The sequence below is a fragment of the Amycolatopsis acidicola genome (assembly GCF_007713735.2).
Classification (GTDB): Bacteria; Actinomycetota; Actinomycetes; order Mycobacteriales; family Pseudonocardiaceae; genus Amycolatopsis_E; species Amycolatopsis_E acidicola.
Window position 1 is genome coordinate 48,211 of record NZ_VMNW02000046.1, and the last position, 15,820, is coordinate 64,030.

The 15,820-nt window shown below is 69.3% G+C and carries 12 protein-coding genes; 4 read left to right on the top strand and 8 right to left on the bottom strand.

Annotation, left to right across the window (positions count from 1 at the left end):
* Positions 1 to 913: 913 nt before the first annotated feature.
* From FPZ12_RS26770 to FPZ12_RS26785, 4 genes are all read right to left on the bottom strand, one after another.
* Positions 914 to 1,813, bottom strand: a complete 900-nt coding sequence (locus FPZ12_RS26770) for a DUF7065 domain-containing protein (protein ID WP_144757639.1) — start codon at positions 1,811 to 1,813, stop codon at positions 914 to 916.
* A gap of 11 nt (positions 1,814 to 1,824) precedes the next feature.
* Positions 1,825 to 2,865, bottom strand: coding sequence for a phosphotransferase (locus FPZ12_RS26775; RefSeq protein WP_144757640.1), 1,041 nt, complete (start codon positions 2,863 to 2,865; stop codon positions 1,825 to 1,827).
* Positions 2,843 to 4,159 carry an MFS transporter gene (locus FPZ12_RS26780; RefSeq protein WP_144757641.1) on the bottom strand — a complete coding sequence of 439 codons (1,317 nt, stop codon included), beginning with the start codon at positions 4,157 to 4,159 and terminating at the stop codon, positions 2,843 to 2,845. The genes FPZ12_RS26775 and FPZ12_RS26780 overlap by 23 nt, the downstream gene beginning before the upstream one ends.
* Before the next feature lie 161 nt (positions 4,160 to 4,320).
* Positions 4,321 to 5,205: a LysR family transcriptional regulator gene (locus FPZ12_RS26785; protein WP_144757642.1), complete on the bottom strand. Its 885-nt coding sequence runs from the start codon at positions 5,203 to 5,205 to the stop codon at positions 4,321 to 4,323.
* A gap of 113 nt (positions 5,206 to 5,318) precedes the next feature.
* On the opposite strand from FPZ12_RS26785, the gene FPZ12_RS26790 reads away from it, so the two are divergent.
* Entirely contained in the window at positions 5,319 to 6,842 is a 1,524-nt protein-coding gene (locus tag FPZ12_RS26790) for a class I adenylate-forming enzyme family protein (protein ID WP_144757643.1), read from the top strand.
* A gap of 46 nt (positions 6,843 to 6,888) precedes the next feature.
* Here the strand turns inward: FPZ12_RS26790 and FPZ12_RS26795 are convergent, their stop codons facing one another.
* Genes FPZ12_RS26795 through FPZ12_RS26805 form a run of 3 tightly spaced genes read right to left on the bottom strand, consistent with a single transcriptional unit; the run spans position 6,889 to position 10,060 of the window.
* The gene (locus FPZ12_RS26795) at positions 6,889 to 7,722 is read right to left on the bottom strand and encodes a glucose 1-dehydrogenase (protein ID WP_144761644.1); all 834 of its coding nucleotides are present in this window, start codon (positions 7,720 to 7,722) and stop codon (positions 6,889 to 6,891) included.
* Positions 7,723 to 7,740: 18 nt separating this feature from the next.
* Positions 7,741 to 9,213, bottom strand: a complete 1,473-nt coding sequence (locus FPZ12_RS26800; RefSeq protein WP_144761642.1) for an aldehyde dehydrogenase — start codon at positions 9,211 to 9,213, stop codon at positions 7,741 to 7,743.
* A 22-nt stretch (positions 9,214 to 9,235) separates the two neighbouring features.
* Positions 9,236 to 10,060, bottom strand: a complete 825-nt coding sequence (locus tag FPZ12_RS26805; protein ID WP_144761639.1) for a mycofactocin-coupled SDR family oxidoreductase — start codon at positions 10,058 to 10,060, stop codon at positions 9,236 to 9,238.
* 122 nt (positions 10,061 to 10,182) lie between these two features.
* Between FPZ12_RS26805 and FPZ12_RS26810 the strand changes: the two genes are divergently transcribed.
* Complete coding sequence (locus FPZ12_RS26810) at positions 10,183 to 11,058, top strand: alpha/beta fold hydrolase (protein WP_144761636.1); 876 nt, start codon at positions 10,183 to 10,185, stop codon at positions 11,056 to 11,058.
* A gap of 49 nt (positions 11,059 to 11,107) precedes the next feature.
* Here FPZ12_RS26810 and FPZ12_RS26815 read toward each other — a convergent pair whose 3' ends face one another.
* Positions 11,108 to 12,262 carry an aromatic ring-hydroxylating oxygenase subunit alpha gene (locus tag FPZ12_RS26815; RefSeq protein ID WP_166462919.1) on the bottom strand — a complete coding sequence of 385 codons (1,155 nt, stop codon included), beginning with the start codon at positions 12,260 to 12,262 and terminating at the stop codon, positions 11,108 to 11,110.
* 214 nt (positions 12,263 to 12,476) lie between these two features.
* Between FPZ12_RS26815 and FPZ12_RS26820 the strand changes: the two genes are divergently transcribed.
* Together FPZ12_RS26820 and FPZ12_RS26825 are read left to right on the top strand one after the other, a co-directional pair.
* Positions 12,477 to 13,682: a CaiB/BaiF CoA transferase family protein gene (locus FPZ12_RS26820; RefSeq protein WP_144761630.1), complete on the top strand. Its 1,206-nt coding sequence runs from the start codon at positions 12,477 to 12,479 to the stop codon at positions 13,680 to 13,682.
* A 51-nt stretch (positions 13,683 to 13,733) separates the two neighbouring features.
* Positions 13,734 to 15,269, top strand: a complete 1,536-nt coding sequence (locus FPZ12_RS26825) for a class I adenylate-forming enzyme family protein (RefSeq protein WP_144761627.1) — start codon at positions 13,734 to 13,736, stop codon at positions 15,267 to 15,269.
* Positions 15,270 to 15,820: the final 551 nt, after the last annotated feature.

The window sequence follows — 15,820 nt, forward strand, 5'->3', positions numbered from 1 at the left end:
GTTGGCCTGCGTCACACGATGGAACATGAGACAAAGTCTGCCTACTGTATCACAGTCGCGACGTGGAGCTGGGCACCGAGCGGGGGTGGGATCGGTGCCCTGAGGCTGTTTTGGCGCCTCCTGTTCGCGTGTTGGCCTCTCCCGGGGATGTGTTGGGCTGCGCGCGGATGTGTGTTGCCGGCCGACTGCGGCCAACACACCGACGGGACGGGCAACCCGCCCTAGCGGCGCCGCCGGGAGGGCGAGGGGGCGGACGGCGCCACGAGGCCGACAGCGGCAGGCAGAGCGGCGCCCGCCAGGGCGGAGGGCCACCTGACAGACGGAGCGGCCCCGCCAGGAAGGAGGCCACCTGACAGACAGAGCCGCTCCCTCCAGAACGGAGGGCCACCTGGCAGGTGGAGCGGCGCCCGCCAGGACGGCAGGCGGCGCGGCGCGGTGGCCGCCCGCTGGGGCTGCCCGCTGGGGCTGCCCGCTGGGAACGCTCGCCTGGGGTGCCCGCCTGGGGTGCCCGCCTGGGGTGCCCGCCGAAGAGTGGTCCTCCGCCAGCGCACGCCCGCGGGGTGTGGACCCTCCGCCGGGTGTGGACCCTCCGCCGGGCATAGCCTTGCGCTCTCGAGGTGGTCCCTCCGCCCGCGGGGTGGCCGCTCTGCACATGGGGTGACCCCTCCGTGGGGTGGCACTTCCGCCATGGGTGGCATATCCACCCGTGAGTGGCCCTCCGCCTGTGCGGTGACCCATCCGGAGGCCGCCCGGGTGACCCTCCGCCCCGTGGAGTGGCTCTCCGCCGTGGAGTGGCCCTCCGCTCGTGGAGTAGCTCTCCTCCCGTCGCAGGTGGCCCGCCTGCCGAAGGCCCGCCCCGGAGGCCGCCCGCGGAGCGACGCCGGCTCGCCGAGGCCGGATGCGCCCGGACGCCTTACGGCAGGTTGAGGATCCGCTGGTGCTCCGGCAACGGCGCGCGCAGCGGCTTCAGTTCGAGCATCCCGCCGCCGAGCCTTCCGCCGGTCTCGAACTCCATCAGCCCGTCCCCCGCGAGCAACCCGATGCCGCCCTCGACGGCACCGGTCTGGAAGGTGCCGTTGACCCGCGTCCCGCCGGTCGCGGTCCAGATGTCGCACCGGCTGCGGATCGGGAACAGCCCGTCGTTCCCGACCTCGGCGGCGATGGTGGCGCGCTGGATCTGTTCGAGGGCGCCGTTGCGGAGGATCCAGCCGTCCTGGTCGAGCCCGGTCAGCGTCTGGCGCAGGAACACCGAGGTCATCAGGTCCGGCCCGAACACCGCGAACATGAACTGCCCCGCCGGGTTGCGCCCGAGTTCGCGGTTGCCCCACGAGTGGTCCTGAAAAGCGACGCCCGTCAACTGACGCCCGGCGATCTCGACGTCGACGGCGCCGAGCGTCTCGATGTGCCGCTTCCCGAGGCTGGCGCCGCCGCGCGCGTAGTCGAGCTCGACCGGCGGCGAGTACGCGTGGTAGTCGATCGCGGCCTTGACGTCGCCGTGTTCGACGTCCAGCCGGAACTTCCCGAAGTCGCCGTAGGTCCGCAGCCGCAGGCCGCCGACGCGGAAGTCCTCGAAACCGCCGTCGGGGATGGCGATCTCGTTGATCTGCTCGCGCCCCACCTCGACGCCGTCGAGCACCAGCCAGCTCCAGATGTCCGCGCGCCGCTGGTTGCGCCACAGGCTGAAGTGGTGGTTGCCGCCGCTGCGGGTCGCCGGGTCGTGCCAGACGATGCAGAAGCTCTCCTGCCAGCGCGGATCGTCGTCGGGAGGCTGGTGGGCGGCCAGGTCGTCGAGGTCGAAATCAGTTTTCAACACGGTTTTCTCCTTCAGAAACCATCCAGCGTGGCCAGATCCGCCAGCGCCGCGCAGGTGCGCTCCGCGTTGGCCAGGCAGACCTCCTCCGGCTGACGTTCGACCGGGCACAGCACCGTCAGGAAGCACCAGATCGCGTGACGGCGGTAGTCGAGCCACGCGTCCTCGAAGCCGGGCGCCTGTCCCGCATGCACGGCGAGCCGCTCGAGGTAGTGGCGCACCAGCGACTGTTCGTGCTCGCGCCGGTCCTCCACGGTGAGCGACATGATCAGGAAATAGGCCACGTCGAACGCCCAGTGGCCCAGCGCGACGGTCTGCCAGTCGAGGAAGCCACCGTTGCCCTCGGCGTCGAAGAAAACGTTGCCCTGGTGGGGATCCCCGTGTACCAGCCAAGCCGGGTTCGCGCGGTCCTGCGCCTCCATATCCTTCAGCGCCGCGCGGATGCGCGCGCGATCTTGCAGGGTTTCCGGGACGAAGGCGAACCGCGGCTGCTGCGACGCGGTGTCCCAGAAATCCAGGTACTCGTCGACGACGTTGACCGCGTGGATCGCCCCGCCCGGCTTGAGCCAGCCGAGCCGCCCTACCTGTTCGGTCGTGGTCGGCAGGGCGTGCAGCCGCGCGAGAATGTCGAGCAGCGAACGAGCGACGGCGGGGGTGACCGGTTCCAGCGGGTGGCCGAACCGGACGCCGCGCTGCCCGAGGTCCTCGAGCAGCAGCACGCCGTTGCCGGTGGCAGGGTCGATCGCCTCGTAGTAGGTGGCGGGCAGGTTCGCGTTCGCCAGCGGGGCGATCTCGGCGAAGAAATTGACCTCGGAGGCGTAGAGCAGCGCCGAACGTTCGCTGTGGGATTCGAAACCGGTTTTGAGCCACATCGTGTCCGGCAGTTTGTGCGCCTGGCCCGCGTCGTCGTAGGTCAGCCGCAGCCGGACCTTCGTCGCCATCCCGTTGATGACCTTGTCCTGCACGACCGAAGTGACCCGCGTGCCCGGATACCGCTGAGCGAGCGCGCCGGACAGCCAGTCCGGGGTGACCTCACGCAGAGAGCGGGGAAACATCCGCGGCCTCCTTCTTGGCCGAGCGGTCGAGCAGGCCGGTGCGCGGCACGAGCACGGTCAGCACGGCGGCGACGAGGCAGATCACCGCGAACGCGTAGAAGGTGCCGGTCGAACCCACCGTGGACGCGACGAGCGTGCCGACCATGATCGGCCCCACGACGCCGCCCAGCCTGCCGAGGCCGACGGCCAGGCCAAGCGCGGTCCCACGGGCGTTCGGCGGGTAGTAGACACCGACGAATCCGGACAGCGCGGTCTGCGAAGACGAGCAGAACCCGATCAGCAGCACCAGCACGAACACGAACGCCTGCGCCGGATGCAGCGCGACCACGGCCACCGCGATCCCTCCGCAGAAGAACCCTCCGCCCACGATCCGGCGCGGGCCGACCCCGTCGGCGAGGCCGCTGAGCACGACCATGCCCATCCCGCTGCCGACGTAGTAGACGAGCAGGAAGGTCAGCGAGGAACCCAGGTTGTAGCCGCTGGAGCGCAGGATCTGCGGGATCCAGGTGTTCATCCCGTAGGCGCACAGCAGACCGCAGAAGGAGATGAGCGGGAACAGCACCGTCGCGACCCGGAAACCCGGCACGAACAGCGACCTGACCGGCGAAACGCGTTCGGCCACCCGCGCGCCGGCCGCCGCGCCCGACTCGGACGCCCGCGAAACCCCGTACTTGGCCGCGAGCGCCGCGGCTTCGTCACTGCGGCCGCGGCCGGCGAGGAAGGTGAGCGACTCCGGCAGCGTTTTGAGCGCGATGGCGAGCAGCACCAGCCCGATCAGGCCGCCGAACGCGAACAACGCCTGCCAGCCCAGCGAAGGCACCACGAAGATCGCCAGGATCGCGACGAGCGCCCCACCGATGGTGAAACCGGTCTGGATGACGCCGTTGTAAAACTGCCTGCGGGCCCGCGGGACGTACTCCATCGTCAGCGCGATCGCGGTCGGCAGCCCGCCGCCGAACCCGATGCCGCCGAGCAGCCGGAACGCGGCGAACATCGGCAGGTTCGGGGCTATCGCGCACAGCGCGGTGAAAATGCTGAAACAGGCCACGCACAGCAGCGCGACCGGCCGCCGCCCCACCTTGTCGATCAGGTACCCGGCGAGCATCGCGCCGATCATCATGCCGATCAGCGAGAGGCTGCCGATCAGGCCGGCCTCGATGGTGGTCATGCCCCAGACCTTCTTTTCGAGCAGTGTCGGCAGCACTGCCCCGAACATGGCGAGATCGAGCCCGTCGAGCGTGGTGACGGCGAGGCACGTCAGCACGACGGCTCTCGGCGTAGCGGCACGGGACATGAAGACTCCTTGGGACGTCGGGTGGTTCGCGGGGATTCCGCACCGTCCACAAAGGAATCAGTGCGACGGTGCACCGGGTCTTCCGCAATTCACCCGAGCCTAGAGACATAAGGCTGGAAATGTCCACGACCAGGTTGGCAAGGAACACGTGACCATTCCGGTCACGTACCCGCCAGCGACCGGGCCAGCCGCGGCAGGCCGTGTAACGCACGATCACGGCCGCGGCACCAGACGGCATTCGTGTGCAACCTGATCCGGTCGTGCTCGAATTTCAGGAACACCACCGGCTCGTCAAGGAGAACCTTCCGCGTGGCACCGAATTCCGCGCCACAGATCGTGAACGCCTCCCCCGCCGACACCCGCGGCACCAGGTCCGCGTGACCACCGTTCACCGGCGCGCGGCCCATCACCCCGTAGCGGCGCAACAGGGTTTCGGTCGCCTGCACCACGAACGGCGCGGCCGCGGCCTTCAGGTACGTGTACGGCAGGTGGGCCAGCTCCGCCAGACCGACGGACTCGCGACCGTCGAACCCGATCCCCTTCGCCACCACCACTCGCACCGGCTGCGATTCCACGACGACCGATTCCAGCCGCGGGTCGTCGACCGAGCCGTGCACGAACGCGAGATCCACCTCGCCGGTGACGACCCCACGGACCAGTGGCCCGGTGCTCGCCGGGCGCTGCCGCACGACCACCCCGGGACGCCGCTCCCGCACCAGGTCCAGGAACCGCGTGCGCAGGCCGGGCGACACCTCGGGCGCGGTCCCGACCACGAGCACGGTGCCGCCGGACGAGTGCGGCACGAGCGACGGCAGCGCGTCGAACCGTTCGAGAATCGCCCGTGCCTCCGGGAGCAGTGCCTGGCCGGCCTCGGTCAGCGACACCTGGTGGTAATCGCGGACGAACAGCGGCGTGCCCAGTTCCTCTTCGAGATCGCGCACCCGGCGGCTGAGCGGCGAGGTCGCCATCGCCACCCGTTCGGCCGCCCGGCCGAAGCCGCCCTCCTCGGCGACCGCGACGAAGTAGCGGAGATGCCGGATTTCCATCGCGTCACGCTCCTGACCGCCATTGTCTCCGTAACCTAACGATCGTAGACTGGAATCGCGTGCTGATATAGCGTTCGCTAAGTATTTCCTTCCGGTCCACAGAGGAGTGGCCTGTGAGCGGTTCTGTCACCGACGCCCTGACCTGGTGGGCGCGAACCAACCCCGACCTCGTCGCGATCGACTTCGACGGCGACGAGGTGACCTACCGGGAGCTGAACTCCTGGGCCGACGGCGTGGCCGCTGACCTGCTTGCCGCCGGGGTGCGGCCGGGCGACCGCGTGTCGGTCTTCGGGGGTAACCGCCTGGAGTGGTGCGCCGCCGCGCTGGGCGGGTTCAAGGTGGGCGCGATCGTGGCGCCGTTCAACCAGCGCATGGTCGCGCGCGAGCTCGAAGGGCTGGTCCGCGACTGCGAGCCCCGTGTGATGTTCTGCTCGGAGAGCCTGCGTGAGCGGGTCGACGAGGTGCACGCGGCGAATCCGGACTTCGAAATCCGGACACTGGAAACGGACGTGCGGCAGCTGCGGAACGCCACGCATCCGCCCGCGCCACCGCAGGCCGCCGACCTCGATGACCCGACGGCGATCGTCTACACCAGCGGATCCACCGGCGAGCCCAAGGGCGTGCTGTTCACACACAACTCGATCGCGGGCATGGCTCATGAATGGACGCTCATCGAAGGGGTCCAGCCGTGCGCGCTGCGCGTGCTGATGGTGCTGCCGTTGTTCAGCGCGGCCGGGCTGATCTGGGGCATCGCGCGGGTACTGCTCAACGGCGGCACCCTGCTGCTGCAGCCCCGGTTCGACCCCCCGCGTGCGCTCGAAATCCTGAGCACCCAGCACGTCACGACGTTGACGGGACCGCCGATCATCTTCGAGCAGATCGCCGAACAGCCAGGGTTCGCCGAGGCCGGGTTCCCCTCGCTGACCACCGCCCACGTCGGTGGCGCGCGCGTTCCGGTTGAACTGCTGAAGGCGTGGCAGCCCAAGGGCGTCGCGCTGCGGCAGATCTACGGGCAGACCGAGATCGGCGGCTCGGCCACCGCGATGCCGCGCGAGGAGGCGGCGCTGCATCCGGAAAAGTGCGGCTGGGGCGGGATTTTCACGAAGATCCGGGTCGTCGACGAAAACGACCGGGACGTGCCGGCCGGGGTGCAGGGGCAGATCCTGCTGCGCGGGCCCGGGATGACGCCGGGCTACTGGCATCGCGACGAGGCCACGAAGGCGGCGCTCAAGGGCGGCTGGCTGCACACCGGCGACCTCGGCGTGCTCGACGAGCGGGGGTACCTGACGTTCGTCGACCGGATGAAGGACATGATCATCTCCGGTGGCCTGAACATCTCCTCGATGGAGGTCGAGATGGTGCTGCAGGCGATGCCGGGCATCGAGGAGGTCGTGGTGCTCGGCGTGGCCGACCGGAAGTTCGGCGAGACCCCGGCCGCCCTGGTGCGCGCGAGCAGGAAGATCTCGGCGGCGGACGTGGTCGAATGGTGCAACGAACGCTTGGCGGACTTCAAGGTTCCGCGCTACGTCGTTTTCGTGGACGGCCCGATGCCGCGGATGGCGAGCGGCAAAATCGCGAAGCGTGAACTGCGGCAGACGTATGCGACGCTCGCGGAGACCCACCCGCGGGTCCGTTGACGAAACCGGGGTCGTGGCCGGGAACTCCGGCCACGACCCCGGTTTTTCATGCCCTGCGCTTCGCCGCGGCCTTCTCGGCGGTCTTCATCGTCGCCGCGGGCCAGGCCCGGCCGAGCGTGACTCCGCCGTCCACCACCAGTTCCTGGCCGGTGTAGTAGCTGGAATCGTCCGACGCCAGGAACACCGCGGCCGCCGCGAGATCGGCCGGCTCGCCCGCACGGGGGATCGGTTGCATGTCCGCGATGCCGGCGCGCATGCGCTCGACGCTCGCGTCCAGCGCGGCCCCGTCGAGCCCGGCGCCGCGCCCGACGATACGGGTCGCGACGCCGCCCGGGATCAGGGCGTTCACCCGGACCCCGTGCGGCGCCAGTTCGACCGCGACGCTGCGGGTCAGTCCCAGCAGCGCGGCTTTCGCGGCGCTGTAGGGATGCGGCCCGTAGCCCGAGCGGATCGCGCCGACGCTGCTGGTGCTGATGATGCTGCCGCGCCCCTGCTCCCGCATGACCTTCGCGGCGTGCTTGATCCCGAAGAACGCGCTGCGGCACAGGACCGCGAAGGCGGTGTCCCATTCCGCCTCCGTGGTGTCCTCGATGAACGTCCAGGGGCCGACCCGGCCGGCGTTGTTGAACATGACGTCCAGGCTGCCCCAGGTGTCCACCGCGTACTGCACCGCGGCGGCCACCTCGTCCTCTTTCGTCACGTCCGTGTGCCGGAACACCGCCGCTTCGCCCAGCTCAGCGGCGAGTGTTTCACCGCGTTCGTCGTCGACGTCGGAAATCACGACGCGAGCGCCCTCGGCGACGAACCGGGTGCACGAGCCGGCACCGATGCCGCTCGCCCCGCCCGTGACCACGGCGACCTTTCCCGTCAGTCGGGACAAATGTCTTCTCCTCTCAGCTCAGAGCGGCAGGTGCACGGTCTTCGTCTCGAAGAACTCCGCGAGCCCTTCCACTCCGCCCTCCCGGCCGAGGCCGGACTGCTTGTAGCCGCCGAAGGGCAGCGTGAAGTCCATGGCGGCGCAGTTGACGCTGACCGTCCCGGACCGGATCCGTCGCGCGACCTCGAACCCGTGCTCCAGGTCCGCCGTGTACACCGCGCCGGAGAGGCCGTACACGGAGTCGTTGGCGATGGCGACCGCGTCGTCCTCGTCCTCGAACGTGATCACGGAGATCACCGGCCCGAAGATCTCCTCCTGCGCGACCCGCATGTCGTTGCGGACGCCGTCGATGATCGTCGGCTCGACGAAGAACCCGTGCTCCTCCTTGCCCCGGCCGCCACCGAGCACGATCGTGGCGCCTTCCTCCTTGGCCGACGCGATGTAGCCCTCGACGCGGTCGCGCTGGCGTTCCATCGCGAGCGGGCCCAGGATGTTCGCCTCGTTCCACGGGTCGCCCATCGGCAGCGCGCCCAGCGCAGCCTTGAGCGCGGCGACCACTTCGTCGTGGCGCTTGGCGGACACGAGCACGCGCGTGAGCGCGATGCAGGCCTGCCCGCTCTGCATGCAACCGCCCATCGGCAGCGACGCCATCACCTGCTCCAGGTCGGCGTCGTCGAGAACGACGGCGGCGGATTTTCCGCCCAGCTCCAGCGAAACCCGGGCGATGCGGTCGCCGGCCAGGCTCATGATCCGGCGGCCGGCGGCGGTCGAACCGGTGAACGTGATCTGGTCGACGCCCGGATCGGTCACCAGGGCCTCGGAATCCTCGCGGTCCGCGCACACGACGCTCACCACGCCCGGCGGGATCGCGCCTTCCGAGGTCAGCTCCGCGATCACGTCGGCGAACACCGAGGGTGCCAGTGGCGCGTCCGGCGAGCTCTTGAGCACTACCGAACATCCGGCGGCCAGCGCGGGCGCGACCTTGAACGCGACCGTGCCGAGCGGCCCGTTCCATGGGATGATCGCGGCCACCACACCCGCCGGCTCGCGCAGGATCCGCGAGGTCCCGCCGTCGGCCCGCTTGCGCTCCTCCGTCGTGGAGAAGGCCCGTGCCTCGTTCGCGACCGCGCGGAACAGCCCGATGCTCATCTGCTGCGTCATCCGGCTGAGCGTGACCGGCACGCCGACCTCGACCACGCCGTACGTCGTCAGCTCGTCGACACGGGCTTCGAGCCGGTTGGCGATTTCGTCGAGTACGTCGGCCCGTTCGGCCATCGACTTCGAGGACCAGTCCCCCTTGTCGAAGGACTCCCGTGCCGCGCGCACCGCGCGCTGGATGTCCTTTTTGGACGCGTAGCGGACGCGCGTCGCCGGGCGCTCCGTCCACGGGTCGATCAGGTCGCAGGACTCGCCACCGTCGGAATCCGTCCAGGCGCCACCGAGGAACACCTGGTCGCGATCGAGGATCCGCGCCGGCTCCGTTGCCGTAGTCATTTCGCGGGAACTCCTTTACTCGTCAGCGGTTCTGGTAGCCGGCGTCCACGGGGAACGTGACGCCGGTGATGTAGCGGGCTTCGTCGGAGGCGAGGTACACGATCGCGTTGCTGACGTCGACGGCTTCGACGAGCTCCACCGGCATCGGGTTCTTGTACGCGGGGTCGTTGGCCACTTCCGGGTGCGAGTTCACGAACTCGCCGTACTCCGCGTTCGCGACCATGGGCGTATTGACGCCGGTCGGGTGCACGGTGTTGACGCGGATACTGTGCTTCGCGAGCTGGTTGGCGTACAACCGCATGAGCCCCACGACGCCGTGCTTGGCCGCGCTGTACGCCGCCTGGCCCGGCAAGGTGCTGAGCCCCATGCTGGTCAGCCCGGCGGCAGAGCTGGTGATGATGACCGCGCCGCCCTCGCCGCGTTCGACCATCCCGGGCACGGTGACGTCGAGGGTGTGCCACACGCCGGTGAGCATCACGTCGATGCCGTCGTGCCAGGCCTGCGGTTCGGCGCCGGGGCCGATCACCGGCATGATCCCGGCGTTGGGCAGCACGATGTCCACCTTGCCGAACCGCGCGATGCCCTGGTCGTACACATTTTGGACGTCTTCGCGGCGGCGCACGTCGCCGACCGCGGCCACGATCTCGCCGCCCGCTTCGGTGACCAGCCGGACGGTCTCGTCGAGGTCCTCTTTGGTGGCCATCGGGTAGAACACCGACGGGATCTGCTGGCAGATGTCCATCGCGATGACGGAGGCGCCCTCTTCGGCCAGCCGGATCGCGTGGGACCGGCCCTGACCGCGTGCCGCTCCGGTAACGAAGGCGACTTTGCCCTCGAGTCGTTTCATGCTGTCGGCTCCAGAATTCGGTGACACGAGACACGAAGAATTGTTTGTCTCGTCAGATGGACCTTACAGTGAAGGGAAACGCTTGTGTTGTCAACAGAAACCTCAGCAGGGAGACCCCTCGAATGTCCGTCACACCGGAACATCTCAAGATCGAGGGACACGGCGTCACGCTCGCGGCGGACCGTTGGACCGCCCCCGCGGGGGAACCGCGGCGAGGCACCGTGCTCCTCCTGCACGGCGGCGGGCAGACCCGCCATTCCTGGCAGCAGACCGGCGCGCGGCTCGCGTCGTTCGGTTGGACGTCCATCGCGATCGACGCCCGCGGACACGGCGAAAGCGGCTGGGCCGCCGACGCCGACTACAGCCAGGACTCGATGATCGCCGATCTGCGCGCGGTCACGGCCCTGCTCGACGAACCACCGGTGCTCGTCGGCGCCTCGATGGGCGGCATGACTTCGTTGCTCACCGAGGGCGAACACCCCGGCACGGCCCGCGGCGTCGTTTTGGTCGACGTGACTCCCCGCATCGAACCCGAGGGCAGCGCCGAGATCACCGACTTCATGCGCTCGGGCATGGGCGGTTTCGACACTCTCGACGACGCGGCGCAGGCGGTGATGGCGTACAACCCGAACCGCAAGCGCCCGCCGCGCCCCGAAGGCCTGCGGAAGAACCTCCGCGAACGCGACGGACGCTGGTACTGGCACTGGGATCCGCGGTTCCTCGGCCAGCGCAGCGAAGGAAAGTCCGCCGAGCAGACGGCCCGCGAGCTGACCCGCCGTGCCACCGCCGCGGCCCGCGCCATCCGGGTTCCGGCGTTGCTGGTCCGCGGAAGCGAGTCGCGCATCGTGAGCCCGGAAGGCGCCCGCGAGCTGCTCACGCTGATCCCGCAGGCGAAGTTCATCGACGTGCACGGCGCCGGCCACATGGTCGCCGGGGACGACAACGACGTGTTCGCCCAGGGCCTGCTGGGATTCCTCGACGAGTGCGTGCCGGTCTGACACGCCCGCTGCCTCCCGGCGAGGGGTCGTCGCCGGGAGGCAGCGGGGCTCAGCCGGTGACACCGTCGATGTCACGGGCGAGTTGGCGGTGCAGGTGCTGGCACGACTGCTCGTTGCGGCCGTACCGGTAGTAGCCGTCCGGCCAGGCCTTCGAGTTCTCCTGGATCGTCTGCTCCATCGGCCAGTCCTCTTCCTTGGCGGCCTGCTCCAGGATCGACCAGCTCTTGTTCAGCCGCGCCGTCATCGCCTCGTCGAGGATCTCCGGGCGCACCAGGAAGCGGATGTGCGTGGTGGAGCGGCTTGGGTTGTTCACATCCGGCCACACGGTCCAGAATTCGACGTGGTCCGGGGCGGCGATCACCATCGAGTTCGGGTAGATGAACATGTTGCTGCCGATGTACTTCCACAGCCCGTCGAGCTGCTCGTTCTCCTTGACCAGCTTGGTCATCTTGCGGCGCGGGCTGAACGACTGCCCGTGCCTGCCATAGCTCTCCCACGCGCTGGTGTTCGTCTCGATCAGCTTGCCGACGCCCGTGGGGTGCAGGAACTTCGGGTGCAGCACGTCGATCGCGCCGTCGAGCACGATCTTCCAGTTGATGTCGAGGGTGAACGAGCGGTCGAGGAAGGTCTCGCAGCGGTCCAGGGCGAACTCGTCGAGCTGTGAGCCCACCTGCGGGCCGAGGTATTCGGCGACCGTGCGGTTCTCGTCGTGGGAAAAGTCGAGCCAGATGAAGCCGTAGGCCTCCTCGGCCTTGACCGTGTGCAGCCCGTTCGTCTTGTGGTCGATCGGGTCGAAGAACTCCTCGTACGGCACGTGCCGCAGTTCGCCGTTGTCCCGGCCGTAGGACCAGCCGTGGTACTGGCACATGAACACGCGTTTGCTGCCGCAGGCCTCGTATTCGACGCGGCCGCCGCGGTGGCGGCACATGTTGACGTAGGCGGCGACGGACTCGTCCGACCTGCGCACGATGATCAGCGGGATGCCCAGTACCTCACGGGTGATGAAGGCGCCGGGGGCCGCGATTTCCGATCCGTGCGCCACGATCAGCGGCACGCGCTTGAGCGCGCCCCGTTCCGCGGCCGCTCGTTCCTCGCTCACGAAATGCGAGATCGGCACGTGGAGATCGGACGGAGCCAGATCGGTCGTGTCGTTGCGCAGGTGACCGGTCAGCCGGGCGGCCACTTCCTCGTTGAGCACACTCACGCTGGGGCTCCTCGTCGTCGTGGTGGGTTGTTCGAAGTATGCGTACATGAGACATTGCTTGTCTAGTGTCTCACGCTACAATAGCCGACGAAACCTTCACTACCAGCGACGATACACCTACGGTCAGTAGATGGACGGCGGTTCTCGTCCGTGTCATACTCCCTCCACCCAAGCTCCGGAGCCCGGTTTCCGCTCCGAAGCCGGAAAGGACGCCATGAGCGGTTATTCGCTACTGTCCGGGATCCGGGTCCTCGAGGTCGCGCAGCTCGCGCCCTCGTCGGTCGGCGGCCATCTCGCGGATCTCGGTGCCGAGGTCATCAAGGTGGAAACCGGCGCGGGCGACCCGGTGCGCACCGGCGGCGCGCTCGCCGTCGGCGGCCCGGACGGCCCGGCCTTCCTGCACCTGCGCTGGAACCGCGGCAAGAAGAGCGTCCGGCTCGACCTGCGCGACGAAGCAGGCAAGGCCGCTTTTCGTGATCTGGCCAGGGAAAGCGACGTCGTCATCGAAGGCACGCGCGCCGGCTATCTCGACTGGCTCGGCCTCGGCTACGACGTGCTCGCGGAAGCCAACCCGCGTCTGGTGTTCTGCCAGATCTCGGGCCTCGGCACCGAAGGCCCGTACCGGAAGCTCGGCTCGGGCGGGCCGGTTTTCGACGCGTATGCGGGGCTTCGCGAGGTGAACACGCCGGACACCCCGCCCACCGAAGGAATGGCGGGTTCGACCACGCCGCCGATCGCGATGCACGCGCTGGGCTCGTACGGCGCGATGGGCATCCTCGCCGCGATCCTGCACGCACGGGAAACGGGCAAGGGCAGCAGCCTCGCCGTTGCCGGGATCGACGTCGCCACCGGCTGGCTCCCGGACGGGGTCGACGCCGAACTCAACGAGCAGCGCACCGTGCCGCGGCCGGGCTGGCTGCCCGACGGGCGGCTCCCCGACTGGCCCCGGCTGGAGGCGTACCGCACGAAGGACGGCGCGGCGATCCTGATGGGCGCCCACGTTGAGAAGTTCTGGCGCCATTTCTGTGCAGCGGTCGGCAAACCGGAACTGAGCGAGATCGACCTGAGCAACGCCGATGAGGGTGCCGCCGAACGCGCCGAAACCGTGTGGCGTGAGCTGCGGTCGATTTTCGCGACGCGCACCAGGGCCGAGTGGATCGAGCTGTTCGTCGAACACGACATCGCGGGCGGCCCGGTGAACACGTTCGCCGATGTTCCCGCCGACCCGCATTTCCAGGCCAGGCCCACCACCTACGCCACCGGTGACGACGCCACCGGCCCACTGGAAATGCTCGTCTCGCCGGTCCGGCTGACCGGTCACGAGTTCGCTCCCGGGATGCCGCCCGAACTGGGCGCCGACACCTACGACGTGCTCCGCCACGTCGCCGGATACGACCACGACACCGCATCGAAGTACTGAAGCCCCACCCGAACCCGGCTGACCGCCACATCGCCCAACGAGGAGCGAGACGTGAACATCAACGACCTGGTCCGTTTCTGGGGCCGCACCCGGCCGGAGCATCCGGCGATCATCTTCGACGGCAAGACCCAGACCTGGGGCGAGCTCGACGCGGTATCCGACGCGCTGGCCCGCGGGCTCGCCGAACGGGGCGTGCGCAAGGGCGACCGCGTGGGCATCCTGATGAAGAACCGGCCCGAGGTGGCGTGGACGATGCTCGCCACCGTCAAGCTCGGCGCGATCAGTGTGCCGCTGAACTTCCGGCTGCTGGGCAAGGAACTCCAGCCGATGCTGGAAGACGCCGCGCCGAAGGTCGTGGTCGCCGAGGCCGAGTTGACGGGGCTGTTGGAGCCCGCGCACGAAGTGCTCGACTTCGGCATCTTCGCCACGGGAGACAGTGACCTGCCGTCGTTCGAGCAGCTTCTGGTCCACAGTGGACCGTCACCGGCCGTGGAGCTTGCCGACGAGGATCCAGCGTTCATCTGTTACACGTCCGGGACCACCGGTGTGCAGAAGGGCGCGCTGCTCACCCACCGGAGCATCCTTTCGGTCGGCCAGTCCGCGGCCGTCGCGCACGGCCTGACCTGGCGCGACCGGGTGCTCGCCGCCGCGCCGCTCGTGTACACCGGGTCCGGGATCTCGGTGTTCATGCAGTTCGTGGTCTACCCGGGCGCGACGATGGTGCTGCTGCGCGATTTCGACGCCGAACTGGGCCTGGCCGCGATCATCGACCACAAGGTGACGGCGTCGACGATGGTGCCGGTGATCTGGGAGCGGATGGCGCGGCTGCCCGGGTTCAACGAGAAGCACCTGGCGAACTTCACCTTCGCCGGCGCGGGCGGCGCCCCGGTGCGGACGGACCTGCTGGAGACGTTCCGCGCGCAGGGAATCCCGCTCACCCAGGTGTACGGGATCACCGAGGCGTCCGGGCTGGTGGCCGCGATGCGGTACGAGGACGCGGTCAAGCGGCCGGGTTTCGCGGGACTGCCGCTGCTCGGCACGCAGATCCGCATCGGCGACGAACGCGGCGAGACGCTGCCGGCGGGCGAGGTCGGCGAGGTCATGGTCTACGGGCCGCACGTGATGAACTCGTACTGGCAGCGCCCGGAAGAGACGGCCGCGGCGATCCAGCAGGGCTGGCTGCGCACCGGCGACCTCGGCCTGCAGGACGAGGACGGGTTTTTGAAACTGGTGGACCGGAGCAAGGATCTGGTCATCTCCGGTGGGCTCAACGTCTATCCCGCCGAGATCGAGCAGGCGCTCTCGGGCATCGAGGGTGTGCTCGAACTGGCAGTGATCGGGGTGCCCGACGCCAACTGGGGCGAGGTGCCGATGGTGGTCTTTCGCACCGAACAGGACGTGCCCACGGTGCGCGACCGGCTCGCCGCCGCCGCGGAATCCAACCTGGCCCGGTTCAAGCAGCCCAAGTACGCCGTCGGTTCGGCCGACCCGCTGCCGCGCACGTTCTCGGGGAAGCTGGCGAAACCGCTGCTCCGGCAACAGTTCCCGAACGCCCCGGAGGATTCGGCGCTGCCGCGGTCGCGGTGATTCCGGCCGGGCGGCGGGGGACCGTGCGCGGGGCTGGCCGAGTGGTAGGGCTGGCCAGGCGGCGGGGCTGGCCGGGTGGCTTAGGTCGGCCGCGCTGGGCTGCCGGGCGGGGCACGGCCTCGGCACCTGTCGCGGTCCCGGTGAGTCCGGCCGGGCTAAGGGCGGGCCGGAGGGACCGGGCTGTCTGCGCCGTGCAGCCGGCGCGGGGCACGGCCTCGGCACCTGTCGCGGTCCCAGTGAGTCCGGCCGGGCGGCGGTCTGGCCGGTTGGATTGGCTTGGCCGAGCCGGGCTGCCGAGGCGAGGTTCGGCTTCGGCAGCTGTCGCGGTCGCGGTCGCGGTCGCGGTCGCGGTGAATCGAGCCGTCCAGTGAGAGGCGGACTGGCTGGAGTGGGCATCGTTTCGACACTGCCGGGTTCTCATCGGCCCGGCCCGGCAGCGCCGAGCTTCCGCCGTTTGGCGCTGCTGAACAACATTCCCGGCGCCGTCCGAGCCGCCGAACCCACCACCGGCACCCGCCAAGCGCCTTTCCCGCACCTGACCAGCCCCACCG